The sequence below is a fragment of the Rhizobium sp. FKL33 genome (assembly GCF_005222915.1).
Taxonomy (GTDB): domain Bacteria; phylum Pseudomonadota; class Alphaproteobacteria; order Rhizobiales; family Rhizobiaceae; genus Rhizobium_E.
The window spans coordinates 133,835-159,816 of record NZ_STFX01000006.1 but is presented as its reverse complement, the minus strand read 5'-3'; the positions used below and the strand labels follow the sequence as shown (position 1 = coordinate 159,816).

At 62.0% G+C, this 25,982-nt stretch carries 26 protein-coding genes; 12 read left to right on the top strand and 14 right to left on the bottom strand.

Translation table 11 applies throughout. From position 1 onward, the window contains the following. The first annotated feature begins 91 nt into the window (after positions 1-91). From E8Q41_RS04420 to E8Q41_RS04410, 3 genes are all read left to right on the top strand, one after another. Positions 92-1,027, top strand: coding sequence for a ring-cleaving dioxygenase (locus tag E8Q41_RS04420; RefSeq protein WP_137154298.1), 936 nt, complete (start codon positions 92-94; stop codon positions 1,025-1,027). A gap of 82 nt (positions 1,028-1,109) precedes the next feature. After that, positions 1,110-1,970 carry an AraC family transcriptional regulator gene (locus E8Q41_RS04415; RefSeq protein ID WP_170976358.1) on the top strand — a complete coding sequence of 287 codons (861 nt, stop codon included), beginning with the start codon at positions 1,110-1,112 and terminating at the stop codon, positions 1,968-1,970. Between the two features lie 121 nt (positions 1,971-2,091). Next, on the top strand, positions 2,092-3,486 hold the full coding sequence (locus E8Q41_RS04410; RefSeq protein WP_137154296.1) for a winged helix-turn-helix domain-containing protein: 1,395 nt from the start codon (positions 2,092-2,094) through the stop codon (positions 3,484-3,486). Positions 3,487-3,491: 5 nt separating this feature from the next. On the opposite strand, the gene E8Q41_RS04405 is transcribed toward E8Q41_RS04410, so the two are convergent. From E8Q41_RS04405 to E8Q41_RS04380, 6 genes are all read right to left on the bottom strand, one after another. After that, complete coding sequence (locus tag E8Q41_RS04405; RefSeq protein WP_137154295.1) at positions 3,492-4,157, bottom strand: YoaK family protein; 666 nt, start codon at positions 4,155-4,157, stop codon at positions 3,492-3,494. Between the two features lie 63 nt (positions 4,158-4,220). Next, a complete protein-coding gene (locus E8Q41_RS04400; protein WP_137154294.1) occupies positions 4,221-5,054 on the bottom strand; it encodes an alpha/beta hydrolase in 834 nt (277 codons plus the stop codon). Positions 5,055-5,216: 162 nt separating this feature from the next. Further along, positions 5,217-5,666, bottom strand: a complete 450-nt coding sequence (locus E8Q41_RS04395) for a DoxX family protein (RefSeq protein WP_137154293.1) — start codon at positions 5,664-5,666, stop codon at positions 5,217-5,219. A gap of 10 nt (positions 5,667-5,676) precedes the next feature. After that, complete coding sequence (locus tag E8Q41_RS04390; RefSeq protein ID WP_137154292.1) at positions 5,677-7,575, bottom strand: amidohydrolase; 1,899 nt, start codon at positions 7,573-7,575, stop codon at positions 5,677-5,679. 41 nt (positions 7,576-7,616) lie between these two features. Beyond that, a complete protein-coding gene (locus tag E8Q41_RS04385; RefSeq protein WP_137154291.1) occupies positions 7,617-7,901 on the bottom strand; it encodes a XapX domain-containing protein in 285 nt (94 codons plus the stop codon). A 57-nt stretch (positions 7,902-7,958) separates the two neighbouring features. Next, on the bottom strand, positions 7,959-8,612 hold the full coding sequence (locus E8Q41_RS04380) for a hydrolase (protein ID WP_137154290.1): 654 nt from the start codon (positions 8,610-8,612) through the stop codon (positions 7,959-7,961). A gap of 212 nt (positions 8,613-8,824) precedes the next feature. On the opposite strand from E8Q41_RS04380, the gene E8Q41_RS04375 reads away from it, so the two are divergent. Together E8Q41_RS04375 and E8Q41_RS04370 are read left to right on the top strand one after the other, a co-directional pair. Continuing rightward, a complete protein-coding gene (locus E8Q41_RS04375; protein ID WP_137154289.1) occupies positions 8,825-9,754 on the top strand; it encodes an AraC family transcriptional regulator in 930 nt (309 codons plus the stop codon). A 105-nt stretch (positions 9,755-9,859) separates the two neighbouring features. Continuing rightward, positions 9,860-10,408: an AraC family transcriptional regulator gene (locus E8Q41_RS04370; protein ID WP_137154288.1), complete on the top strand. Its 549-nt coding sequence runs from the start codon at positions 9,860-9,862 to the stop codon at positions 10,406-10,408. Here the strand turns inward: E8Q41_RS04370 and E8Q41_RS04365 are convergent. Both E8Q41_RS04365 and E8Q41_RS04360 read right to left on the bottom strand, forming a co-directional pair. After that, positions 10,365-11,123, bottom strand: coding sequence for a GntR family transcriptional regulator (locus E8Q41_RS04365; RefSeq protein ID WP_137154287.1), 759 nt, complete (start codon positions 11,121-11,123; stop codon positions 10,365-10,367). The genes E8Q41_RS04370 and E8Q41_RS04365 overlap by 44 nt on opposite strands. Before the next feature lie 22 nt (positions 11,124-11,145). Beyond that, positions 11,146-11,373 carry a hypothetical protein gene (locus E8Q41_RS04360; protein ID WP_137154286.1) on the bottom strand — a complete coding sequence of 76 codons (228 nt, stop codon included), beginning with the start codon at positions 11,371-11,373 and terminating at the stop codon, positions 11,146-11,148. Between the two features lie 98 nt (positions 11,374-11,471). Here E8Q41_RS04360 and E8Q41_RS04355 point away from each other — a divergent pair, with 98 nt between their 5' ends. The 4 genes from E8Q41_RS04355 to E8Q41_RS04340 all read left to right on the top strand — a co-directional run bounded on the left by E8Q41_RS04355 (position 11,472) and on the right by E8Q41_RS04340 (position 16,355). Further along, positions 11,472-12,830, top strand: a complete 1,359-nt coding sequence (locus E8Q41_RS04355; RefSeq protein WP_137154285.1) for a glutamine synthetase family protein — start codon at positions 11,472-11,474, stop codon at positions 12,828-12,830. Then, positions 12,831-14,135 (top strand): FAD-binding oxidoreductase, encoded by a 1,305-nt coding sequence (locus E8Q41_RS04350; protein WP_137154284.1) that lies wholly within the window; start codon positions 12,831-12,833, stop codon positions 14,133-14,135. It begins immediately after the preceding gene. After that, complete coding sequence (locus tag E8Q41_RS04345) at positions 14,107-14,817, top strand: type 1 glutamine amidotransferase (protein ID WP_137154283.1); 711 nt, start codon at positions 14,107-14,109, stop codon at positions 14,815-14,817. Before E8Q41_RS04350 ends, E8Q41_RS04345 begins: the two co-directional genes overlap by 29 nt. Before the next feature lie 101 nt (positions 14,818-14,918). Further along, the gene (locus E8Q41_RS04340) at positions 14,919-16,355 is read left to right on the top strand and encodes an NAD-dependent succinate-semialdehyde dehydrogenase (RefSeq protein ID WP_137154282.1); all 1,437 of its coding nucleotides are present in this window, start codon (positions 14,919-14,921) and stop codon (positions 16,353-16,355) included. Between the two features lie 66 nt (positions 16,356-16,421). On the opposite strand, the gene E8Q41_RS04335 is transcribed toward E8Q41_RS04340, so the two are convergent. From E8Q41_RS04335 to E8Q41_RS04310, 6 genes are all read right to left on the bottom strand, one after another. Further along, entirely contained in the window at positions 16,422-18,146 is a 1,725-nt protein-coding gene (locus E8Q41_RS04335) for an amidase (protein WP_137154281.1), read from the bottom strand. Next, the gene (locus tag E8Q41_RS04330) at positions 18,143-19,192 is read right to left on the bottom strand and encodes an agmatine deiminase family protein (protein WP_137154280.1); all 1,050 of its coding nucleotides are present in this window, start codon (positions 19,190-19,192) and stop codon (positions 18,143-18,145) included. The genes E8Q41_RS04335 and E8Q41_RS04330 overlap by 4 nt, the downstream gene beginning before the upstream one ends. A 78-nt stretch (positions 19,193-19,270) precedes the next feature. Next, positions 19,271-20,305 (bottom strand): extracellular solute-binding protein, encoded by a 1,035-nt coding sequence (locus E8Q41_RS04325; protein ID WP_137154279.1) that lies wholly within the window; start codon positions 20,303-20,305, stop codon positions 19,271-19,273. 17 nt (positions 20,306-20,322) lie between these two features. Next, positions 20,323-21,126: an ABC transporter permease gene (locus tag E8Q41_RS04320; RefSeq protein ID WP_137154278.1), complete on the bottom strand. Its 804-nt coding sequence runs from the start codon at positions 21,124-21,126 to the stop codon at positions 20,323-20,325. Next, positions 21,119-21,952 carry an ABC transporter permease gene (locus tag E8Q41_RS04315; RefSeq protein WP_137154403.1) on the bottom strand — a complete coding sequence of 278 codons (834 nt, stop codon included), beginning with the start codon at positions 21,950-21,952 and terminating at the stop codon, positions 21,119-21,121. Before E8Q41_RS04315 ends, E8Q41_RS04320 begins: the two co-directional genes overlap by 8 nt. 56 nt (positions 21,953-22,008) lie before the next feature. Next, on the bottom strand, positions 22,009-23,073 hold the full coding sequence (locus E8Q41_RS04310; protein WP_137154277.1) for an ABC transporter ATP-binding protein: 1,065 nt from the start codon (positions 23,071-23,073) through the stop codon (positions 22,009-22,011). A gap of 97 nt (positions 23,074-23,170) precedes the next feature. On the opposite strand from E8Q41_RS04310, the gene E8Q41_RS04305 reads away from it, so the two are divergent. The 3 genes from E8Q41_RS04305 to E8Q41_RS04295 are packed head-to-tail and all read left to right on the top strand — an operon-like array spanning position 23,171 to position 25,981. Continuing rightward, positions 23,171-23,860, top strand: coding sequence for a TetR/AcrR family transcriptional regulator (locus tag E8Q41_RS04305; protein WP_137154276.1), 690 nt, complete (start codon positions 23,171-23,173; stop codon positions 23,858-23,860). Continuing rightward, positions 23,857-25,509: an amidohydrolase gene (locus tag E8Q41_RS04300; protein ID WP_137154275.1), complete on the top strand. Its 1,653-nt coding sequence runs from the start codon at positions 23,857-23,859 to the stop codon at positions 25,507-25,509. The genes E8Q41_RS04305 and E8Q41_RS04300 overlap by 4 nt, the downstream gene beginning before the upstream one ends. Further along, positions 25,496-25,981, top strand: a complete 486-nt coding sequence (locus E8Q41_RS04295; RefSeq protein WP_170976357.1) for a DUF3237 family protein — start codon at positions 25,496-25,498, stop codon at positions 25,979-25,981. The genes E8Q41_RS04300 and E8Q41_RS04295 overlap by 14 nt, the downstream gene beginning before the upstream one ends. The last annotated feature ends 1 nt before the right edge of the window (position 25,982 follow it).

Here is a 25,982-nt window from a genome sequence, read left to right as displayed (position 1 = left end):
AGGATGCAAGCGAATGGCGCTTATTTTCTAAATGCGTGCGCTTATTATGCATGCAGGCAATAAATTACGCCTCGATGCAAGGGGACTGGCGATGACGCACAGCATTCATCACATTACCGCTAATTCCGGAAACCTCGATCGCACCCTGGATTTTTATGGTCGCGTGCTCGGACGCCGTCTGGTCAAGAAGACCGTCAATTTCGAAGCGCCCTCCGCCTATCATCTCTATTTCGGGGATGAAACAGGAAGTCCAGGGAGCATACTGACATTCTTCGTCTGGGACGACACGGCGCCCGGTCGGTTGGGCATCGGCGAGACCCAGGATGTCGGGCTCGCGGCGCCCCGGCAATCGCTCGGCTTCTGGATGCATCGTTTCATCCAGAACGGCGTCAGCTTTTCGCCATTCGAAAAACGTTTCGGCGAGACGATTTTGCCGTTTCGGGACCCGGATGGCCTCCGATTGGCGCTGGTGGGGGTGGATGGTCTGGAAAATCAGCTTGGCTATGAGGGCAAGGATGTGCCTGCGGAACATGCTGTGCGCGGTGTCCACAACGTCACTTTGCTCATCGATCGCAGCGGGCCGACAGCGGACATTCTCACCGCCTTGCTCGGTTATCGCAGGGTGGCGGTGGATGGCTATGTCGAACGTTATGTCGCCTCCGGCGGAGCCGGGATCATCGATCTCAGAGCTGCCGGCGATTTCCTGCCGGCGCGCGCCGGCGCGGGGTCGGTGGATCATATCGCTTTCCGCGCACGCGATATCGCGGAGCTCAGGACGCTGACGCATGAACTTGTCGCAAGGGGTGTCGAGGTGACCGAAGAAAAGGACCGGACCTATTTCAAGTCGGTTTACTTCCGCACGCCCGGCGGCGTCCTGTTCGAGATCGCCACAGATGGGCCGGGCTTTCTCGTCGATGAAGACGCAGCCAGGCTGGGAACCGATCTGAAGCTGCCGGCGGCGCTCGAGCCGCAACGTTGGCTGATCGAAAGCGCCTTGCCGCAAGCGGCGAGCCTCCTGCCGGTCTGACCCTTCCCAATCATCCGAAACGGTGAAGCCGGGGCGGCGCAGCATGCGCCCCGGTCGAGCCCGCGCGCGCCGAGACAAGCTCATGAGCGAACACAATAAAGTTCCGCCGATCGTATCGGCGATGTCGACAGCCGGGATCACGGTCAAACGCATGCGGTATTCTCGCGCGGATGCGACCCCGATGCCGCTCGCTGGCGTCGAAAGCGCCTATCTGGCAACCGTGCAATTGCATGACGCGGCTCCCGTCAGGATCTGGAGAAACGGCAAGGCCGTCTATGATGGAACCTTCGGCCCCGGAGCCGTCGCCATTCTGGATCTCCGCGCCCAATGGAGTCGCGAATATCTAACGGGCTACGATTGCATGGACTTTCACCTCCCCTTCGATATGCTGGCGCGAGCCTCGATCGGCCTCGGTTTCTCCGGCGTGACAGAATTGGACTGCAGACTCGGGACCTATGATCCCGTAATGATGTCCCTCTCGCTTTCGCTGCTGCCGGCCCTGGAGCGTCCGCTTTCCGCCAACAAGAGCTTTCTGTTGCAGGTTCAAAACGCCGTTATTTCGCATCTTCTGCATAGCTACGCTCCGACCGACCGACCCTTGCGGGCTCGAGGATTGCTTTCTCCGCGTCAGGAAGAAATGGCCAAAGACTTCATGCGGGCAAATTTCAATCGGTCGATCTCGCTCGAGGACACCGCGGCGGCCTGTGGCCTGTCCCGCAGTCACTTCATCCGGGCTTTTCGCCAGACCACCGGCGTCACGCCGCATCGCTGGTTGCTCGATCTCCGCATCGAGCGCGCCAAGCAGCTTCTGGCGAGCGCCATGACCATTGCGGAGATCGCCAGCGCCTGCGGTTTTGCCGATCAAAGCCATATGAGCCGGGTCTTTCACAAAAGCGTCGGAACGACGCCCACGGCCTGGCGGCGGGGTCCGATGATCCGGTAACAAACGCTCATGTTCCTATTGTTCAAACCGCGGCACTATCGTCCTATCTGGCCTCGTCGCCGACGTTGTAAGGATCAGCTTGCGCTGAGCCTCTCAAATAAGGGGACCCGAGGATGACGCGATGAAACATCTCGACCCAGGCGACCGGTTGGCGACCCCGCCCTTTCAGCTGCTCTCCCGAGAGCGGGCGTTGCTGCGAAATGGTCAGCCGGTGAAGATCGGCGCGCGCGCCATGGAAATTCTGATCGCTCTTGCCGAAAGACCGGGAGAGCTCGTCAGCAAGAACGAGCTCCTCGATCGCGTCTGGCCCAAGCAGCAGATCGAAGAAGCGGCGCTTCGCGTCCATCTATCGGCGCTCAGGCGGCTCTTGGGCACAGATGAGCAGGAGCGGCCGCTGATCGTCAACGAGAACGGCCGCGGCTATCGCCTTATCGCCGATCTCGTCGATCTGAAGTCGACCCAGAGAACGATGGAACAACTGCGACAGGATTTTCCGAGACCCCTGACCAGCATCATAGGGCGTGAGCTGCTCCTCGCGGAGCTTGCGGACCTGTGCAGGTCGCGGCGGCTTGTGACCCTTTGCGGTCCCGGCGGTGTCGGCAAGACGACGCTGGCGACGGCTGTTGCGCTCGAAATCAGCGAAACGCACTGCCTGACGCCGGTTTTTCTCGATCTCGCCTGTCTAGACGAGGCAGAAACAATTGTTGGCTCCCTCATCCAGCGTCTCGGCGGGATCGCGTCTGACGCTGGGGGGCTGGAGAATGCGGCGCAGCGTCTCGCCGGGCGAGACTACCTCGTCGTAATGGACAGTTGCGAATATGTTATAGAGCGTGTCGCCGAAACCGTCGAAGCGTTGTTGCGGGCGGCGCCGTCGCTGAAGATCATCGCCACCAGTCGCGAACCGCTTCAGGCCGAAGGCGAATGGCTGGTCAGGACGCCGGCTCTGGATCTTCCGGATGCGGATGGGGACGTTACAATCCAGAATGTCCTGCGCTCGTCTTCCGCGCGCTTGTTCGTCGAGCGCGCGCAGGCGCAGGATTCGAGCTGGCGGTTGGTCGAAGCCGACCTCCCGGCCCTGGTCTGCATCTGCCATAAAATGGATGGATTGCCGCTTGGGCTCGAAATGGCGGCGGCGAAGCTTTCGTCGATGTGCCTTTCGGAGATGGATGGCATGAATGACGAACTGTATTTCGCGCTGAGCTCCGGTCGACGCACCGCGCTTGATCGTCACCGTACGCTTCTGACGGCATTCGATTGGAGCTATGATCTCCTCAGCGTCGAAGAGAAGACACTTTTCGCTCAACTCGCGTTGTTCGAAAGCGAGTTCAGCCTGGAGTCGGCGGCGACTGTCGCCGGAGATGCATTTGCGTCTTCATGCTCACTTAGCGGTCTGCTTGCCGATCTCGTCGCCAAATCGCTCGTGGTTGCCGATCAGTCCTCCGGGTCGACCTGCTACCGAATGCTGCGGACCATTCGCGCCTATGCGGCGTCGAAACGACATCAGGTCCTCGCATAGGCGCTTCAAGTGCGTTCACGCCAAAGCGCAACCAAAGAGATGGTCGGCGGGAGTAAAAGACACGCCAAGCCCAGATAGGCGTAGAGAGCGGCGGCAATCGCGCAACCCAGTGCGAAAGCGCCGAGATTGGCGCCCATGGCGCGCATCCGGTCGCGAAGCGCCGAAAGTTGCTCGCCTTCGACGCCTGCGGCGCGGTCTGCAAGATCGATCATCATCTGGGTGGTCGTGCCCGTCATCATCGTGGTCGGCGGCAATTTGCCGAGATGCAGACGCTGAAGCGCATTTTGCGTCGCCATGGCGAAGACCAGTGTCAATCCGGTGGCGATCGAGGCAAGATGGTCTCCGGCTGGGAAAGGCTCGAAGACCAGCGCCAAGCCTGCAGCGGCCGTGAGAAGAGCGGTCTGCGCGCCAAGCAGGCCGACAAGCCCCGCCTTTTCACTCGGCGAAAATGTCCGGAGCAGAAAGGCGATGAGGAAGATCGTCAGGCCGAAAGCCGGCAGCGCCAGGAGTTTGGCCACCACGCCGCTGGTTCCGTTCACGAGCGCAGCGCCGATGGTGACGAAGTTGCCGGTCACATGGGCGGCGAAGAGACCCTGAAGCGCTAGAAACCCAGCCGCATCGACATAACCAGCGTTAAAACTCAGGATTACGGGCAGGCTCTTGCGGGGCATGGACGCTCCTTCTCATTACGCGCGCCCGCCGGCGGGGCGGCGGGCGCGGCTGTGCTCAGGTGATCACGACTTGATGAAATCGAGAACGTCGTTGTTGAACTTGTCCGCTTCGATCTGCGCCAGGCCATGGCTGCCGCCGGCATAGACTTTCAGCGTCGCATTCTTGACGATCTTCGCAGCCTTTTCGGCGGATGCGTGAATCGGTACGATCTGGTCGTCGTCGCCATGGATGATCAGCGTCGGGCATCCGATCTTCTTGAGGTCGTCTGTGTAATCGACTTCCGAAAATTCCTTGACGCAATCGTAAAGACCTTTGATGCCGCCTTGCATGCCCATCAGCCAGAAACTGTCGCGGAAGCCCTGATTGTCCTTCACGCCGGCGCGGTTGAAGCCGTAGAAGGGCGTGGTCAGGTCCTTGAAGAATTGCGAGCGGTTGTCCATCGTGCCCTTGCGGATGCCGTCGAACACCTCCATGGGCAGGCCTTCTGGGTTGGCGTCGGTCTTCAGCATGATCGGGGGAACCGCGCCGACGAGAACGGCTTTCGCGACCCGCTTGTCGCCGTGACGGCCGATATAGTGGGCGACTTCACCGCCGCCCGTTGAGTGACCGATCATCACCAGGTTTTTGAGGTCGAGCTTCTCGATCAATTCCGCGACGTCGTCGGCGTATTGATCCATGGTGTTGCCTTCCCACGGCTGGTCAGAGCGTCCATGGCCGCGACGATCATGGGCGATGACCCGATAGCCCTTGAGGACGAAGAACAGCATCTGGTTGTCCCAGGCGTCCGCCGACAGCGGCCAGCCATGATGGAACAGGATCGGCTGGGCGTCCTTGGGACCCCAGTCCTTGTAGAAAATCTTGGTCTTGTCCTTGGTTTCGATGAATCCGGTCGACATGAGCAGGTGTCCTTCTGCGGTTGCGGTTGAGACGGAGGCGGAAAGGTTGAGAGCGAGTGCGCCCGTAAGCGCGACCCCGGCCGACAGGGTCTGCCGTCGCGTCAACGGGAGGAAATCGTCGAGGGAGGTCATTTTGTTCCTTTCTTGAAAAATGAGGAATTGTCAGTCGCCGTCCACGCCACGGCGCCATTTGTGCAGATCGCTCCAGGCGACCAGCAGGAAGGCTCCGGCAAGGCCGAGATGCTCGAAAAAGGCGTTGGTCGCCATCGTCCGCTCCATCCCCGGAGACATCTCCCAAAATCGAAGCGCGATGAAGGTTGCGGCGAGCGTGAAGGCGCCGAGCGCCAGAGCGGCGATCCAGCGGCAGAAGCCCGAAAGGATCATCAGGCTGCAGGCAAGCTCGAAGAAGATGACCGCAGCCGCCATTGGCGCGGCGGGCATCAGGCCGAAATGCTGCATTTCGGCGATCGCCGCGCCGAAATCGAACAGTTTCATCAGGCTGCCCTGCAGATAGGCCGAGCAGAGAAGCAGGAGTCCGATGAAGCGGGCGGGATGGGAGGTGAAGGCTGGCGCACAGCGGCGGGCGAGATGCGCTTCGAAATCTTGAGCCATGTTGTTCTCCTCACACCGCCCAGCAGGCGCAGCCGAGCGCGCCGAAGAAGCCGGAAAAATCCGACACCGGCGCATTCGACGCCCAGGCGCGCGCATGATCATGGCCATGAAGATTGCAGCTGTTGGCGCAGCCGCAAGCCGAGGCCATCCGGCTGAGCGACGCCTTGCCGGCCCCGTCTGGTTCGCCCCAGGCGGCGTAACCGCCGAATTTGCGCACCGGCGACCAGTCAGGCATCGGCGGCGGAAGCGGCGCATCGTCCAGCGCCGCGAAAGCGCCGGCGGCATAGACGATCCTCCCGCCGACCACCGTCATCTCGGACGTGATGAAGGAGATTTCGTCCTCCGGGCAGGAGAAGAAATCTTTGTCCGGCACGATGAAATCGGCGAACTGGCCCGCCTCGATTCTACCCTTCTTGCCCTCTTCGTTGGAAAACCAGGCGACATTTTCGGTCCACATGCGCAGCGCTTCCTCACGGTCGAGGCAGTTGGCGCGAGGGTAAAGCGAAAGGCCCCCAAGCGTCTTGCCGGTCACCAGCCAGGACAACGAAACCCAGGGATTGTAGGAGGCGACGCGGGTGGCGTCGGTGCCGGCCGAGGTCTTGACGCCCTTCTGCAGCATCCGCGCCACAGGCGGTGTCGCCTCGGCGGCGCGATGGCCATAGCGCTCGACGAAGTATTCGCCCTGAAAGGCCATGCGATGCTGCACGGCGATGCCGCCGCCCAGCGCCGCGATACGGTCGATCGAGCGTTCGGAGATGGTCTCGGCATGGTCGAAAAACCAGTTGAGACCGGTGAAGGGAATATCGGCGTTGACCTTTTCGAAGACGTCGAGCGCCCGCGCGATGGTTTCGTCATAGGTGGCGTGCATGCGCCAGGGCCAACGATTTTCGGCCAGGACTCGCACGACATCCTCGAGCTCGCCCTCCATCTCCGGCGGCATGTCGGGGCGCGGCTGGCGGAAATCCTCGAAGTCAGCGGCGGAAAACACCAGCATTTCGCCGGCACCGTTATGGCGGAAGTAGTCCGTGCCCTGCTTGTAGGTCACCGAGGCGGTCCAGGCGAGAAAGTCGTCCTTTTCGGCCTTCGGCTTCTGTGTGAAGAGGTTGTAGGCGAGCCGCACCGTCATCTGGCCATCGTCGGCGAGTTTCTGGATGACGGCGTAGTCGTCGGGATAATTCTGGAAGCCGCCGCCGGCGTCGATCACGCCGGTCACGCCCAACCGGTTGAGTTCGCGCATGAAATGCCGCGTCGAATTCAGCTGATAATCGAAAGGCAGTTTCGGTCCCCGCGCCAACGTCGCGTAGAGAATGCCGGCATTGGGCTTGGCGAGCAGGAGACCCACCGGATTGCCCTGCGCGTCGCGCTGGATCTCGCCGCCGGGCGGATTGGGCGTGTCCTTGGTGTAGCCGACGGCCCGCAGGGCCGCGCCGTTCAGAAGCGCACGATCATAGAGATGCAGGATGAAAACCGGCGTATCCGGCGCAACCGCGTTGATCTCGTCGAGCGTCGGCAGGCGCTTTTCAGCGAATTGATGTTCGGTGAAGCCGCCGACAACGCGTACCCATTGCGGCGGAGGAGTCACCGCCACCTGGCGCTTCAGCATGTCCATGGCGTAGGCAAGGCTGCGCACGCCGTCCCAACGCAGTTCCATGTTGAAGTTCAACCCTCCGCGGACGACATGGGTGTGGTTGTCGATCAGCCCCGGCAGCACGCGCCGTCCGCCGAGATCCACGATCCGCGTGTCCGGACCGAAGTGGGTGAGGACCTCATGATCTTGTCCGACCATCAGGAATTTCCCATCCTTGACGGCCATGGCGGTGGCGTTCGGATTGGCGCGATCGAGTGTGACGATGCGGCCGTTGTGCAGGATGAGATCGGCGGCGGCGTAGCCCTTGGTGGCGACGTTCATGGCTGTCCTCGTTGGAGCGGATGCTGTTCAGAAGCGCGGTTTCAGACGACGGTTTCGTCTGTGTCGGGCTTTGCCGTCGCCTGTTTGGCCGCCGAACCCGTGGGCAGATGGCCGAACATGTGCGGCTGGATCTGGTGCAGCCAGGACGAAAAGCCCGGCTCGCGCGCCATCAGGCTGCGCAGGCTCGGCACGATCTGCTCGCCGACCAGAATGCCCAGGAGTCCGATCAACGCCACGACGGGGGGCGCCGGCGACCGCACGTTCAGAAGGCTGTAGACGATGCCGACCACCAGCCCCGCTCCGAGCGACATGAGATAGATTTTCACGACTGCCTCCTGTTGAGAGACGTCCGGACCATCCGGCCCGGACGCGGATCGAGGTGATCAATGACCTTCGGACGCGCCGAACATGCTCTTGGCGTAGATGATCCCGAGGCCGTAGGCGCCGCCGAATTCCTTGGCGATGCCGGTCGTCAGGTCGTAGGTTTCGCCGCGGGCCCAGTCGCGCTGAAGTTCGAGCATGTATTGCAGCGAGGTCATCGGACGCGCGCCGGCCTGGATCATGCGTTCCATGGCGCGATCATGCGCTTCGGTGGAGACGTCGCCGCAGGCGTCGGCGATGACATAGACTTCGAAGCCCTGGTCGATGGCCGACAGCGCAGGTCCGACGATGCAGACGCTGGTCCAGAGGCCGGCGAGCACGATGCGCGGTTTGCCGATGGCGTTGACCTCGGCGATGACGGCCTCGTCTTCCCAGGTGTTCATCGAGGTGCGGTCGAGCAGTTTCTGACCCGGAAAGGCGCTGGTGATTTCCGAGAACATCGGACCTGAAAAGCTCTTTTCGGCAACCGTAGTCAGGATGGTCGAGACACCGAAGCCCTTGGCGGCGCGGGAGATCAGAGCGGCGTTGTTGCGCAGGTTCACTGCGTCGATCGACTTGGTCGCAAAGGACATCTGCGACTGGAAGTCGATAAGAATCAGCGTGTGGTCGGCAGGATTGAGCAGGAGCGATCCGGGAGCTGCTTTCGCTTGGAGCATGGTGTTTCCTCGTCAAGGTTTCGATGATGAGGCTAGTATTCCGGAATGCGCCGATTGAAGATTGTCCTTTTGAAGCGGTTTTGGACAATCGTACTTTTATCCATCGGCGCGCCGGCTATACAGAGGCGGGATTTAATGCGACATTCCGAAAAGCAAGCATGGCGTGCGTCGATTGACGACCGCAATGTAGGATCTTGGGAGATAAGTGCGCCATGACAACGGCAGCCTCGACGACGTCGATTCGGGTCGAAGCCCTGGGACGTTCGGCGCGTCAACGCGATGGCCTCGGTTGCTCCTCGGACAAGCTGGGAACAGATATCGAATTCGAGCGCGGTGGGCTGACGCTTTATCGCAAGGGAGTCAAGCAGGACGGCGTCTCTGAAGTCTTCACCCCGGCGTCGGGCCGTGGCGCGCTGATCGGCCTGTCGCTGAGCCAGGGGCACAGCCGGCGGATTTTCAGGGGGGCGTCATCTCAGGCCTATGGTTTTGCGTCCTCCTCGCTTTATCTCCGCAATTTCGGCGACGATTACCGCGCCGAATTGAATGGCCCTTTCGACTTTCTTCTTCTGGAGCTCTCGACGGCTTTCCTGAGGGAAACGGCTGTGGAAAATGGCTTGCGCTTGGGGGACGGGTTTATTCCGTTCGCCGGCGAAGACGATCCTGTGTTGTCCAATCTGATGCGCGCCTTCGCGCCGACGCTGGAGCGGCCGCAAGAGGCGAGCGGCTTGTTTGTCGAGCAATTGTCGATGGCCATAGGCCTGCATCTTCTTCATGCTCATGGATGCGCGGGCGCGGCGCCCGTAACCGAAAAACAGCCGGCTTTGGCGCGCTGGCAGGAACAGCGCGCCAAGGACCTCATGGAGGCGCGACTGTCGAGCGATGTGTCGATCGCCGAGATCGCCGAAGGCTGTTCACTGTCCCGGGGCTATTTCATCCGCGCCTTCCGCGCTGCTACGGGGCTCACGCCTCATCGGTGGCTGATGCAGCGGCGCGTCGAAGAGGCGAGACGCATGATCGAGGGAAGCGATTATTCGCTCGCGGATATTGCTGTCGCCTGCGGCTTCAGCGATCAGTCGCACCTGACGCGGCATTTCACACATATCCTGGGTGTGTCGCCCGGCAGGCTGCGCCGGCTGCGTTAGTCTGGTTCTCGCTCTGATGTTTGCAAAACTTTACGGCGCTTAACTCGTTTCATTTCGGGTAGCCTTGTAGTTTCCGGACATGATTTTCCGGAACAGGAGGCGTATATGCCCATCGCAATCGATTCCGTCCTTGCCGGGTCTCCTACAGCTAGAAGCGCCAGCGCCGATCTCGTGAGCGCCCTCCTAAAACTGCTCGATGAAGCGGAACTGACCCTGGAGCTCGATCCCTCCCGGGCGCGCCGTTGCGTCGCCCATGCGCAGGAGATTCTCACCGGCTGCGCGCTGCGCCGCGTCGAAGCAGCTCAACCGACCGAACGGCCGTTGACCGCCTGGCAGCGGCGGCGTGTGCTTGACCATGTCGACGCCCATCTCGACGGGGCCCTCAGCGCAGATGCGATGGCGCGGTCGGCGGGATTGAGCGTCAGCCATTTCACCCGGGCCTTCCGCGCGACATTCGGCACGACGCCCTACGCCTATGTGCTGCAGAAGCGAATGGAGCGCGCCAAGCGCATGCTCAGCCAAGGCGTCGAGAGCTTTTCGCAGGTGGCGCTCGCCTGCGGGTTTTCCGATCAGGCGCATTTCTGCAAGCTGTTCAAGCGAATGAACGGCGTCACGCCGACGGCTTGGCTCCGCCTTCAGGCGGACGCTGCTTGAGCGCCGCGACGGGATTGACGATCTTGGCTTTGGCGACATCGAGCAGTCGTTGACGCCCGACATGTCCAGCGCCGTCCTGGATGTCGGCGGTGATGGCCTCCCGGAGCGCGTTCGCGTCCCGGCGCTTGATTGCTTCAATCGCCTCCATATGCCGGTCGACCTGATAGCTCTGTTCGAGATGGGCGACCGCCTCGCGCATGAAGGGCCCCATCCGCAACCAGACGGATTCGATCAGCGGCAACAGCACGAAGGATGGCCTGACCTCATACATGCAGCGGTGGAATGCGAAATTGCGTTCGATGCCGAGCTCGATGTCGCCGGCCTGATAGGCCTCGTCGATCATGCCATCGAGCAGCAGCAATCGCTCGATCCTGATGTAGTCGATGAAATGCATGGCGCGCTCGGCGGCCACCGTTTCAAGCGCGATCCGGGTCGCGATCAACTCGTCGAACCTGTCGGGTCCGATATCGGGAACGCGCACGCGCCTGTTGTCGAGATATTCGAGCGCGCCGTCGGCGATCAACTGGTCGAGCGCCCCGCGCACCGGCATCGTGCTGACGCCAAGACTTTCGGATAAACCCGATATGGTGACCGGTTGGCCGGGCGGAAAACGTCCCGACATGATCGCGCGGCTCAGCGAGCGATAGACCCACTTCTTGGTGGATTCGCCCTTCTGCTTCGGTTCGTCCATGACCGTGACCTGCTTTGCGTCCATCGATCGACCCTGCTTTTTCCCCTCAAACCGGCGGCGCCTGCGCGTTTTCGGCGGGTGAATCCGCCTTAGCACAGCGAAAACCACTTTGCAGGCAATTTTGCCGATTTACAAATATGATCAGATCATATAAAAATATGATCATATTAAGGGGCTGATGATCAAATTCAGCCGGGGAGCCTTCGATGCGCTGCTGCATGAAGATCGATGAAGGGCCGCTGGCCACTTTCTGAAACAGATCCCGCGTGGGCATTGCGCCGGCGCACCTCTCTTCACACTGGTTTGACAATCCGGGCCCGAACGCGCGGCGCATCCGCGCCCAATTCGCCGTGTCCGAAAATATGGTGACGCATGATCGATGAACAGGAAGCGCGCGATTTCCTCGACAGGAACCCCGATGTCGAAGTGCTGGAAGCCTTCGTCATCGACGTGAACGGCGTGCCAAGGGGCAAATGGATTCCGCGCGAACGCGCCGTGGAAGTGCTGGTCAAGGGCATGGCGATGCCGCGCTCGGTCTATGCGCTGGATATCTGGGGCCGCGACGTCAACGAAGCCGGTCTGGCCGAAGGCACCGGCGATCCCGACGGCATCTGCCGCGCCGTGCCGGGCACGCTGGCCCGCGTCGGCTGGTTGAAGCGACCGACCGCCCAGGTGATGCTCAGCATGCAGAACGCCGCCGGCGAGCCGTTCCACGCCGATCCGCGACAGGTGCTGAAGAATGTGCTGGCTCGTTTCGAGCGCATGAAGCTGCGGCCCGTCGTGGCGACCGAACTTGAATTCTATCTTATCGATCCCGTTCGCTCGGCGCTCGATCCAGTTCGTCCGCCCAATACCCGCGAAGGTCGCTGGCATACGGGCCAGACCCAGGTTCTGTCGATCGCCGAGTTGCAGGATTTCGAGGACGTCTTCAGCGAAATCGCCGCCGTCTGCCGCGAACAGGGCGTGCCCGCCGACACCACGCTGCGCGAGAACGGCCCGGGCCAATACGAGATCAATCTCAACCACCTGCCCGACGCCATGCGCGCCGCCGACAATGCGGTGCTGCTCAAGCGCATCGTCAAGGGCGTGGCGCGCAAGAACGGGCTCGACGCGACCTTCATGGCCAAGCCCTACGGCACCCAGGCCGGCAGCGGCATGCATGTGCATTTCTCGATGATCGACGATCAGGGCGTGAACATCTATGCCGACGAGAAGGGTCCGTCGGACGCGCTGATGCATTCGGTCGGCGGTCTCTTGAAGTATATGCAGGAAAGCACGGCGATCTTCGCGCCGCACGCCAATTCCTTCCGCCGGCTGACGCCGAGCGAACACGCGCCGACCTATGCCTCCTGGGGTCTCGATAACAGGTCGGCCGCTGTTCGCGTCATCACCGCCGGCCGTTCCGCAACCCGCATCGAGCATCGCGTCGCCGGCGCCGACACCAATCCCTATCTCGTTCTCGCGATGATCTTGCAGGCGGCCTATATGGGCATGATCGAACGCGTCGATCCGGGCGGACCGGTGACCGGCGACTATCATTCCCCCGATCTCGAGCCATTGGAGCGCAGCTGGCACGCCGCCGTGCAGAGCTTCTCGGATTCCGGTTTCGCCTTTGCGGCCTTCGGCCCCGAGTTCCGCCAGCTTTACGCCGCCTGCAAGCGACAGGAATTGCAGGAATTCGCCCTCAGAGTCACCGACGTCGAATATGACGCTTACATCAGGACGGCTTGAATGACCCTCTCGACAGCACATCAGAATCCCGGCCATGTCGCCTCCTGGTATGCGGCCACCGCCAATGACAAGACTGTTCGCCCAGCGCTTGAAAGCGCGGTTGAGGCCGATGTCTGCATCATCGGCGCCGGCTTCACGGGCGTTTCCGCGGCGCTCGAACTGACCGAAAAAGGCTTCAGCGTCGTCATTCTCGAAGGCGAGCGCATCGGCTTCGGCGCCTCGGGCCGCAATGGCGGCCAGATCGTCAACGGTTATAGCCGCGATTTCGAAACCATCGAGGGACGCTTCGGCCCCGAGATCGCCCGCAAGCTTGCTTCCATGTCGCGCGAGGGCGGCGAGATCATCCGTGCGCGCGTGGCGAAGCATGACATCGAGTGCGATCTGCGCGAGGGCGGCTTCTTCGCAGCCTTCACCCCCAAGCAGATGCGCGAATTCGAAGCCGTGAAGAAGAGCTGCGAAAGCTACCGCATCGGCGGCATGGAGATGGTGTCCAAGGCGGATGTCGGCCGCTATGTTTCAAGCGAGCGCTATATCGGCGGCATGATCGACATCCGCGGCGGCCATATTCATCCGCTAAACCTGGTGCTGGGCGAGGCCCGCGCGGCAGAAAGTTTCGGCGCCCGGATTTATGAGAATTCCCGCGCCGTCAGCGTCGATATCAGCGGCAAGCGCGCGGTGGTGAAGACCGCGAAAGGCCGCGTCGAATCCCGCTATCTGCTGGTTTGCGGCAATGCCTATCTCGGCAATCTTCTGCCCAAGATCACCGAGCGCATGATGCCGGTGTCGAGCCAGGTCATGGTCACGGAGAAACTCGATGCCGCGCTTCTCGACCGCCTGCTACCGGCTGATTACTGCGTCGAGGACGCCAATTACGTGCTGGATTACTACCGGCGCACCAATGACAACCGCCTGCTCTATGGCGGCGGCATCGGCTATGGCGGTCAGGACCCGGCCAATCTCACCGGCATCATCCGCCCCAACATGATCAAGACCTTCCCGGAACTCGCCAACACGCGCATCGACTATGCCTGGAGCGGCAACTTTGCGCTGACGCTGACGCGCATTCCTCATGTCGGCAAGCTGTCGGACACCGTCTATTTCTCCCATGGCGACAGCGGCCATGGCGTCACCACCACCCATCTTCTCGGCAAGATCCTCGGCGAGGCGGTGGCGGGTCATGCGGAGCGTTTTGACGTCTGGGCCTCGCTGCCGAGCCTGCCTTTCCCCGGAGGCCGCGCGTTCCGCGTGCCGCTGACGGCGCTCGGCGCCTGGTGGTATGGCCTGCGCGATCGGCTGGGCGTGTGACACCATGCGGATCGGCATTCTCCAGACCGGCCACGCGCCGGATGAGCTGAGGTCCGACTTCGGCGACTACGATCTCTTCTTCCGGCGTCTGCTAGGGGAAGAGACCTTTGAATACGCGGTTTATCCCGTCGTCGATGACGTTTTCCCCGAAAGTGTCGCGGACGCCGATGGCTGGCTGATCACGGGTTCGCGCTTTTCCGTCAATGATGACGATCCCTGGGTCGGAAGGCTTTTGGACCTGATCCAGGAGATCAAGTCATCCGGCAGGCCGATGGTCGGCATCTGTTTCGGCCATCAGGCCATCGCCAAGGCGCTCGGCGGCGAGGTCGGCGCCAATCCCGGCGGCTGGGTGGCCGGCGCGAGCGCCTATCGCGGTCCGGATGGCGCAGAGGATCGCACCCTGCTCGCCTGGCACAAGGAGCAGGTTCTGAAACTGCCCGAGGGAGCCGAAGTCCTGGCCGGTTCGGAAAGCTGTCCCTTCGCGATCTTGAGATATGGCGACTCCGCCCTTACCTATCAGGCGCACCCGGAATTCACCGCAGACTTCATCCGGGGACTGGTCGCGACCCGCGGCCAGGCTCTTTCTGACGAGATCAAGACCTGGGCCGGCGCCTCTGATGTCGCCGATATAGCCCGCGCCCGCACAGGCGCCGAAATCACGGCGTTTTTGAAGGCAGGTTGATCTCCGGCGGCTTGAAACAGTCTCTCACGCGTCCGGTCCTCCCAGCGGACGCCCTTTGACGCGATCGCTTCGGCCTCGCGTCGCATGAAGAGGAGCAGCCTATGCAGAACTATCCCGACGTCAAACTCTTCATCGACGGCGAATGGCGCGATGCGCTCGCGGGCGAAACAATTGCTGTCGTGGATCCCGCGACTGAAGAGACGATCGGCAAGATCGCCCATGCCCGCCGCGCCGATCTCGATCTCGCGCTCGCCGCCGCCGACAAGGGTTTTCGCCACTGGCGTGATGTGTCCGCTTACGATCGCTCCAAGATCATGCGCAAGGCCGCCGATCTCCTCCGCGAGCGGGTCGATGCGATCGCCTATATGATGACGCGCGAACAGGGCAAGCCGCTCGCCCAGTCAAAGAGCGAAATCCTCGCCGGCGCCGATGTCATCGACTGGTTCGCCGAGGAAGCGCGCCGCACATACGGCCAGATCATTCCGGCCCGCTCCGGACGCGTGGCGCAGATGGCGATCAAGGTCCCGGTCGGCCCCGTGGCGGCGTTCACGCCCTGGAACTTCCCGATCAACCAGGTCGTCCGCAAGCTCTCGGCGGCGCTCGCCACCGGTTGCTCGATCATCGTGAAGGCGCCCGAGGAGACGCCGGCTTCGCCGGCCGAACTGATCCGCGCATTCGCCGACGCCGGCGTGCCGGCTGGCGTCATCAATCTCGTTTACGGCACGCCCGCCGAGATCTCCGAATATCTCACCGCTCATCCGGTGATCCGCAAGATCTCCTTCACCGGCTCCACGCCGGTCGGAAAGCAGCTTGCGGCCTTGGCAGGGACCCACATGAAGCGGGCTACGATGGAGCTTGGCGGCCATGCGCCCGTGCTCGTCTTCGACGATGCCGACATCGAGAAGGCGATCGCCGTTTCCGCGCCGTCGAAGTTTCGTAATGCCGGCCAGATCTGCGTCGCGCCGACCCGTTTCCTCGTGCAGGACGCAGTGGCCGACCAGTTCCTCGAAGGCTTTGCCGAAGCAGCTTGCAAGATCGTCGTCGGCAATGGTCTCGATCCCAATTCGGGAATGGGCCCGCTCGCCAATGAACGCCGCATTCCGGCGCTCGAAGGGATGCTGCAGGACGCAGTCGCCCAGGGCGGGCGCATCGTCACCGGCGGCAAGCGCATCGGCAACAAGGGTTATTTCTTCGAGCCGACCGTCATCGCCGATGTGCCGATCACGGCGCGGGTCATGAACGAAGAGCCTTTCGGACCGCTTGCGATCGTCAACCGTTTTTCGAGCTTCGAGGACGCCGTGGTCGAGGCCAATCGCCTGCCTTTCGGCCTTGCAGCCTACGCCTTCACCCGCTCTACCGAGACGACGCATGCGCTGGCGGCTCAGGTGGAAGCCGGCATGCTGACCATCAATCACAATGGGCTGGCGCTGCCGGAAGTGCCCTTCGGCGGCATCAAGGATTCCGGCTATGGCACCGAGGGTGGTTCCGAGGCGACAGAGGCCTATCTGGAAACCCGCTTCGTGACCCAGATGAACTGATCGAAAAAGCGAAGAGGCCGAACCGGAATGTCCGGTTCGGCCTCTTTTTGTCTTCAAGTATCCGCTTCAGAGCGCTGGCGTGCGCGGCGGCGGTGTCCGGCGTTGGCCGGTTTTCTCGAAGGCGGCGGCGAGCGCCAGAAGCCTGTTGTCGTCATAGGCGCGGCCGGCGAATGTCAAACCGATAGGCATGCCTGTGTCTTCCATGGTTCCCATGGGCACGGTGACGGTGGGGATGCCGAGATGGCGAATGGCGAGATTGCCATTGGCGACCCAGACGCCATTTCGCCAGCCAAGGTCGGCGTGTTCGAGATTCACATCCATGTCGGCATGACCGATATCGGCGACGGCGGGGAAGATGACCGCGTCGAGCCCGAGTTCATCCATCCAGAGCTCCAGATCCTGTCGCCGTGTCTCTTCAAGGCCTTGAAGACCTTCTTCGAGCGTCGGGATCTCCTCTAGCGAGCGATAGGGCCGGGCGCGCGCAAGCGCCGGATATTGCGAGATGTCGTCGGAGAAGCCGGTGTAACGATCCGGCAGCGCGCCGGGCGGACGCGGGAAAATGCGGCTTCCGTCGACATCCGCGAGGCTGTTGAGGGCAGGATCGCCATTCGCCTGCAGGAAATCCTCCCAGCCCCAGGCTGAGAGATCGTGGATTTCATAATGCAGGAAATCCGGGCTGACGAGACCGCGCGTGAAGATCGACGGCGCGCCCGGACGATCGGCCTCATAGTTTGTCACCATGGGGAAATCGACCAAGATGACTTCGGCGCCCGCGGCTTCGAAATCGCGTTTCGCCTGGCGCCAGAGGTCGATGATCGAGGCGCGGGTTTCGATCTGCCGGCCGGTCGCGCCGCCGATGCCGCCTTCCGGATTGGAGCCGGCTTCCGGGTCTTCATTGATATACATGCGCGGCACGCCGAAGCGCTTGCCGGCCAAGACCTGTCGAGCCGCTTGTCCGTCCGCAGGCGCAAGGGTGTGGTAGCTTGTCGGCCTGAGGGCTGACGCGGCCGGCAGGGATATCCAGGGCTGTGCGCGCCAGAAATCGCCGCGCTCTTCCGGATCGTCGACGACGATGACATCGAGAATTTCGAGCATGTCGGCCATGTCGCGGGTGTGCGGCACGACGACATCCATGGTCGGCACCAGCGGCCAGTTGCCGCGCACGGAGATGACGCCGCGCGAGGGCGTGTAGGCGCAGAGCGCGTTATAGGAGGCGGGAGCCCGGCCGCTTGACCAGGTCTCTTCCCCCAATCCGAAGGCTGCGAAAGAGGCTGATGTCGCTGTGCCTGACCCATTTGACGATCCCGAAGCGAAGGCGCTGGTCAGCAATTCGGGATTGTAGGGGCTTTCGGCGCGTCCATACACGCCGCGCTGCATGCCGCCATTGGCCATCGGCGGCATATTGGTCAGCCCCAGACAGATCGCGCCGGCTTCGCGTAGGCGTTCAATCGTGAAGGCGTCGCGCTGGGCGATGAGATGTTCGAAGGCTGGGCTGCCGGCGGCGGCGGTCAGCCCGCGCACCAGATAGCTGTCCTTGGCGGTGTAGGGGATGCCGTCGAGCGGCGAGAGAACGTCGCCCTTCTTGCGGCGGGCGTCGGAGGCTCCCGCTTCCGTCAGCGCATCCGGGTTCATCACCACAATGGCGTTGAGCGCGGTGGGCGTGCCCGGAGAGTCATATGCCTTGATGCGGGCGAGATAGGCTTCGACGAGTTCCACGCTCGTCACCGCCCCGGCCTCAAGAGCCAAACGCAAATCGGCGATCGACTTTTCGACGACGTCGAAGCGGCTCATGATCGTGACGCCTTCGTCTCAACGGCAGGCTGCTGCTGGGTGATGCAATGAATGCCGCCGCCTCGCGCGAAGATGGCGCGGGAATCGACAGTGACCACTTTCCGCCCCGGATAGGCCTGCTGCAGAACCTCGGCAGCCGCAGCGTCAGCCTTTTCGTCGCCGAAGCCGCAGGCGATCACGCCACCATTGACGGTGAGATGATTGACGTAGCTGAAATCGACGAAGCCATCCTCGTCGCGGATCTGGGCGGGCGCGTCGAGATCAAGAAGAGTGAAGCGCCGGCCGGCGGCGTCTCTGGCCTCGGCCAGAAGGCCGCGGATCTCGCGCATAACCTGGTGGTCGGGATGCTCGGGATTGGACTGTTTGTGGACAAGCAATACGCCGGGTGAGGCGATCGTCGCGACGATATCGACATGGCCGCTGGTGCCGAAGTCTTCGTAATCGCGGGTCAGGCCACGCGGCAGCCAGATCGCCTTGGTCGCCCCCAGCGTGCGGGCGAGTTCCGCCTCCACGCGGGCGCGGTCGGCATAGGGATTGCGGCGCGGGTCGAGCTGCACGGTGTCGGTGACGAGGACTGTGCCTTCGCCGTCGACATGAATGCCGCCGCCTTCGTTGACCAGCACGCTGGAAATGAGTTCAGCGCCCGTATGAACGGCAATCAGGCGCGCGATTTCGTTCGCCTTCTTCCATTCGGACCATTCATGGTCGCCCCAGCCGTTGAAGATCCAGTCCACGGCGCCGAGGACGCCGGGCCGTTCGTCATCGAGCACGAAGGTCGGGCCGAAATCGCGCATCCAGAATTCGTCGAGCGGGGCTTCGACGATCTCGACATGGCTGCCCAGCATGCGCCGGGCGCGGTCGCGCTCTGACGGGTCCACCACCATGGAAACAGGTTCGAACTCGGCGATGGCGTGGGCGACGGCGGTCCAGGCGGCGTAGCCGGTTTCCTGCCATGCCTCTCCCTCGCCGAGCGTGGCCCCCTGGCGCGGAAACGCCATCCAGGTGCGGTCGTGCGGGGCTGTTTCGGAGGGCATGCGCCAGGTCATGGTCGGGACTCTTTTCGTGATGAACGGCAAATCAGGCTGGGCGCCCGGCGAGACGAGATCGCGCCGGGCGTTGTCGCATTATTTCGTCAGTTCGGTCCAGATCTTCGTATAGATCTGTTGAACGTCGGCAGGGCATGTCACCTGGAAATGCGCCGCCGATTTGAGTTCAGGCGGAATGTTCATTTCCGGCGCCTTCGGCAATTCGGGATCCATGAATTTCTCCGAGCCCGTGATGGCGTTGCCATAGCGCGTATAGTTGGATATCAGCGCCGCATTTTCCGGGTCCATGATGAAGTTGAGGAAAAGTTTGGCGTTTTCGACATTTTTGGCGTCGGCGAGAATGGCGGCGTTGTCCTGCCAGAGCGCATAGCCCTCCTTCGGATAGCCATAGGCGAAGCCGGGATTTTCAGCGCGGATGCGCATTGTCGCGCCGCTCCAGAACACAGACGCCTGGAGGTCTTCCTTGATGAACTTCTCGAAGCTCGCATAATCGATCGACGCCCAAGAGGGCTTGGCCGCCATCAGCTTGTCGCGCGCAGCCTTCAGGACCGTCTTGTCATCGGTGCAGGGTTGTCCTCCGACATAGCCGATCGCCATGTCGATGACGTCATTCATTGAGGGGACGACGTTGATTTTGCCCTTAAGCTCCTCCGGCGGATCGAAAATGACGGCAGAGGTGTTGATGTCGCCCTTATAGATCTTGGTGTTGACCATCACGCCGGTGGTGCCCCAGACCCACGGAACCGTGTAGTGGCGACCGGCGTCCCAATCGACATCGACCCATTCGGCATTGACGTTCTTGAAGTTCGACATCTGGGACGGCTCGCTCTTCAGGAGCAGCCCCTTCTCGATATAGATCGGCACCACCGAGGCAGACGGGATGACGATGTCGAAGCCGTGGCCGCCGGCCTCGATCTTGGCCATGGCGGTTTCGTTGGAGTCGTATTCGGTGACCGAGACTTTGACGTCATAGGCCTGTTCGAATTTCTTGATCAGATCCGGCGGCGTGTAGAGGCCGAAATTGTAGATATTGAGCTGCCCTTCGGCGAGTGCGGGAAATCCGACACTGACCAGAAGAGCCGTGGATGCGGCCAGGCGGTAAGCGTATTTCATGATGTTCACCTCTTTGTTTAGTTTTTCTTGCGCGTTGCCACCCATGACCCCGCCACGATCAGCACGCTGATGAGGAGCAGAAGCGAGGAAATGGCGTAGATTTCCGAAGTCAGGTTTCGCCGCAATTCGCCCATGAGATAGGTCGGAAGCGTTTCCTGGCCGGGAGATTTGAGAAAGTCGCTCATCACGAGGTCGTCGAGCGAGACGACGAAGGCCAGCATGAAGCCCGCCATGATCGCAGGCGCGAGCAGCGGCAGCGTCACCCGCCGGAACGTATAGAAGCGACTGGCGTAGAGATCGGCGGCTGCCGTCTCGAGGCTGAGATCCATGCCTTCAAGCCGGGCGCGGATCGGCAGATAGGCGAAGGGAATGCAAAAGGTGGTGTGCGCGGCGATCAGAAAGCCGAGCCCGGTATAGCCTGTCGCCTGCTTGATCTGGCCGATGATGATGAGGAGCGCGATGGCGAGCACGATTTCCGGCACCATCAGCGGCTGGTTCAAGATAATGTGGACGGCGCCTTCGCCCCTGAAGCCGTCGCCGCGCGTGGTCGCGAGCGCGGCCATGGTGGCGAGGATCGTCGATATCACCGCAGCCGAGGTCGCGATGATCAGCGAGTTCACGGCGGCGTCCATGAAGGCTTCGTTCTCGAGCGCCATGAAATACCAGTTGAGCGAGAAGCCTTCCCAATTGCCGATCACCTTGCCGGCATTGAAGGAATAGGCGACGAGGATGGCCATCGGCACGTAGAGGATCACGAAGCAGGCGATGGCGAGCAGGGCCGCGCCGGGCAGGCGTTTGACGTCGAAGCCGCGTTCAACCATGGTTGCGCTCCTTGCGGGCGGAGGTGAGGCGCGTGTACCAGATGAGGGCCGCGAGCACCAAAATCGTCAGAGTGATCGACAGCGCCGCGCCGAGCGGCCAGTTGCGGCCCTGGCCGAACTGCATTTCAATGAGATTGCCGAGCATCATCGACTTGCCGCCGCCCATGATGCGCGGCGTCACATAGGCGCCGAGCGACGGCACGAAGACGAGGATCGAACCGGCGATGATGCCCGGCCGCACCAGCGGCAGGATCACACGGCGCAGGCAGTAGAGGCGCGAGGCGTAGAGGTCGTAGCCGGCTTCCGCGAGGCGAAAATCGAATTTCTCGATGGCCGCATAAACCGGCAGCACCATCAGCGGCAGGAAGACATAGGCCATGCCAAGCAACACCGCGAAATTGGTGAACATCATCTGCAGCGGCTCATGAATGATCCCGAGCGCCATGAGCAGGCGATTTAGGACTCCCTCGGAGCGGATCATTTCTTGCACGGCGATGGTGCGGACGAGAAGGTTGGTCCAGAAGGGAATGGTGATCAGGAACAACCAGAAACCGCGTTGCGAGGCCGGGCGGGTGGCGATGAACCAGGCCGTCGGCAGGCCGAAGACGAGGGTAATCAGCGTTGTCGCGAGAGAAAGGCCCACGGAGCGGGCGAGAATGATCAGATTGGCGTCTGAAAGACTGACCGTGTCGTCGAAGATGTCACGCTCGAAGAGGACGGAGAACCAGCCATCGGTCGAGAATATCCATTTGACATTGCCGAAGTCGCCCGGCGTCAGGAAGGAATAGACGACGACCACGCTCAGAGGCAGGATCGAAAACAGCATGATGATCGTCACGGCCGGCAGGACGAGTCCCCAGCGGCGCCATGTCTCGGAAGCGCTCACGCTTTTTCCTCCATGTCGACGAGGGCGCGCAGGGCCTCGGCGGGCAGCGCCACGGGAATGGTTTCCCCATCGATGAACCTTTTGCCGCCATGCAGCGCGTTCTGTACGCGCGCGACCAGCGCGGAACCGTCCGGCAGCGCCAGATGCACATGCGTGTCCGTGCCGAAGAAAACAGATTGCCTGACCGTTGCGGTGAAATTGAGCGCTTCCGGAAGCGTGGTCGCAAGCGCCACATGCTCGGGCCGGATCATCAGCGTGACGGGACCATCCGCTGCGCCGTTGAGTGGGGACCGCGCATCGCCGAGGCTGATCACGCCCGCCTTGGCGTGGGCGGGCAGGAAATTCGACTCGCCGATGAAGCCCGCCACGAAACGATTGGCAGGTCGATCATAGAGTTCGCGCGGCGTGGCGATCTGCTGGACGCGGCCGCCGCTCATCACGGCGATGCGGTCCGACATCGTCAGCGCTTCTTCCTGATCATGGGTCACGAAGATGAAGGTAAGGCCGGTTTCGCGTTGCAGTCGCTTGAGTTCGATCTGCATGTCCTTGCGGAGCTTCATGTCCAGCGCAGACAGCGGCTCGTCGAGCAGAAGAATGCGCGGTCTTGCGACCAAAGCGCGGGCAAGCGCCACGCGCTGCTGCTGGCCGCCGGAGAGTTCGGAGCTCTTGCGGTTCTTGAGATGGTCGAGCTGGACCAGCTTCAGCATGGCGTCCACCGCCGGCTCCACCTCGGATCGTGGCCTGCCCTGGGCGTCCAATGCAAAAGCGACGTTCTGGGCGACCGTCATATGCGGAAAGAGCGCGTAGTTCTGGAAGACCGTGTTGACCGGTCGGCGGTTGGGCGGCATCTGCGCGATGTCCTTGCCGTCAAGGATCAGCGCGCCGCCGCTCGGCGCGCTGAAGCCGGCGATCAGACGAAGCAGAGTTGTCTTTCCGCAGCCCGACGGACCGAGAAGGGTGAAGAATTCTCCTTCCGTGATGGAGAAACTCACCTCATGCAGCGCGGTCACCGTCGCATTGCCGTAACCGAAGCGCTTAGAAAGTTCACGAATGTCGAGCATCAGCCTCTTGTCCCCAAAGGTCTTCAATATGCGTATTGACAAAATCATTTTAGTCAACCAAATTTTTTATCGACACAAAAAATATAGCGTGTAAAAAATGAGCGATGTGGTTATCGACGTCAGCCAGCCCGAGCCGGGACTGCGCAGCCGGAAGAAAGCGAAGCGGCGGGATGAGATCATCTCAGCTGCGCAGGAACTGTTTGCGCGCCAGGGGATAGATGCGACGACGATGGCGGACATCGCGGCGGCGGCCGGCATCTCCGCGCCGACGGTTTTCAACTATTTCGGCTCGAAGGACGGGGTGCTGATCGCGCTGATCAGCGAGGGCACCACCGAAGCGCGTGAAAACGATCGTCCGCTGCACTGGACCGAAAACACCGATCTTGCGACACTGATCCTCAACCTTTTCGCCCGGGTCTCGCGCCGCACGCTGGAAATCGCCGGCAAACGAGTTTGGCGTTACGCCGAATCCGCGGCCATTCGACACCCGGAGACCGAGCTCGCCGCACAATATGCCAGTGTTTCCGACGCTTTGGTCGATGTGGTCGCCGAGTTTTTCGCCGAACTCGACCTCAAGTTGCGCGCGCAGGTCGAGCCGCAGCCGAAATTGCTGGCGCAGTTGTTTCACGATGTCTGGATGCCGACCTTCCTGAGTCTGATCACCAATGTGGACCAGAGCCTCGAGGAGCATGAAGTCATCCTCAGGGCGCGCATCATGCCGCTCGTCCACATGCTGTTCGAAGACGACAGCATTGCAAAACCCCGCCGCAAAGGTTCAGCCGCATGACTGCTTCGATCATTTTTATCAACGCCCATGTGCTCACCATGGACGATGAAGCGCCGCGAGCGGAAGCCTTGGCGATTGAGGAAAATCGTATTCTGGCCGTCGGCGACCGCGACCTCGTGATGAGCCATGCCGGACCCGACACCCGCATCGTGGACGGCAACGGCGCAAGTTTGATGCCCGGTTTCGTCGAGAGCCACCTGCATCTGTTTTCCGGAGCCTATGGCCAGACCCTGTTGCAGCTCGCCGATATCAAGGGTTTCGATGCGATGAAGGCCGCCGTCGAGGCCTTCTCCGCTTCCCGTCCCCATGAAGGACTGCTGTTCGCCCAGGGGGCGGATTACGAAATTCTCGGCAAGGGCACGCGGCTCGATCGTCATGCTCTCGACGCCATGTGCCCGGACCGGCCCTTGGCCGTTATGGCCTATGACTTCCATACGCTCTTCGCCAATACGGCGGCGCTGAAGGCGGCGGGTCTTCTCAACGGTAAGTCCCTGCCTGTCGGCAACGAAGTTGTGATGGGCGAAGACGGGTTTGCGACCGGCGAATTGCGCGAAAAATTCGCGCTGTTGCCGGTGCTCGATCTGCGAACGTCAGGCGGCCGCGAAATGCTGGGCATGTCCGGCGTTGAGCCGCCGCAGACGCCGACGCCGGACGAATGGCGCGAGGATATGGAGACCCTGAAGGCAGGCATGCGGTTCGTCGCCTCCAAGGGTATCACCTCCATGCACAATATGGACGGCAACCGGCATCTCCTGGAGCTTCTCAGCGATGTCGAGAAGGACGGCGAACTGCTTGCCCGTATCTCCGTGCCTTTCCATCTGACGCGGGAGATGCCGCTTTCGGAACTTGAGCGCGCCTCGGCCATGACGCGTGATTTCACTGGCGACAAGCTCAGCTGCGGCCGGGTCAAGATCTTTGTCGACGGCGTCATCGAAAGCGGCACCGCCGCTATGCTGGCCGAATACTCTGATCGCCCCGGCCTACGTGGCGACCCGATCTTCGACGCCGAGAGCTTCAAGCAAGCCGCCATCGAAGCCGATCGCCGGGGTCTGCAAATCGCCGTGCACGCGATCGGCGACGCCGCCGTCCGCATCACGCTCGACGGCTACCAGGCCGCGCGCGAAGCCAATGGACCACGCGACAGCCGCCATCGCATCGAACATGTGGAGATGATCGATCCCGCCGATATCGGTCGTTTCGCCGAGCTCGGCGTGGTCGCCTCAGTTCAGCCTCTGCATGCGCCGGTCGGAGAAACGCCGACCTCGCGCAGCATTGGTCCCGAGCGGGCGCCATATGCCTATGCGTGGAAGATGCTGCATGAAGCCGGCGCAACGATCGCCTTCTCTTCGGACTGGCCGATCGTGCCCATCGATCCGCTTCTCGGCATCCAGACGGCCCTGACTCGCAAGCCGCATCTTCCGGGATTGCCGGATCAGCGCCTCGGCCTTCACGACGTTCTCGCCGCCTTCACGCGCAACGGCGCCTATGTCGGTCATATGGACGACAAGATCGGGACGCTGAAACCGGGCATGCTGGCCGACCTCGTTTTGCTCTCTGGCGATATCGAGGCGACGCCTGCGGAAGAAATCGCGGCGCTTGAGATCAGAATGACGATTTGCGATGGACGGGTCACTCATGAAGCCGCATGACCTCGACATAGACATGACTTCGCTCGGCGCGACCACGACGCTCGGTGAACCCTTGCTGCGCAAGGCCTGTGTCATCCGCGCCGATCTCGGCCCCGCGCTGGAATTCGTGACCGTCCAGGGCCATGTCCGGTCGATGTTTCCGATCGTCGGCGGCGAGGCGCGCGGGATTGGCTGGCGCGGCCGCATCCTTCCTGGCGGCGCGGATTTTGCAATCCGTCTGCCGGACGGCTCCTACGCAGTCGAGGCCCGCTATTGTTTCGAACTCGAGGACGGCACGCCTGTCATGGTGACCAATGCCGGCAAGATGGTCCCGCAGGCTGACGGAAGTTTCAAGGGCCGCACACGCGCGACGCTTGAAACGCCCGATGGGCCCTATCGAAGGCTTGGCGACGCAGTTTATTTCGGCACGGCGCTGGCTGAGGCCGATGATGTCGATCACGTCTTTATCGAACTCTGGGAAGCGCCCATCTGAG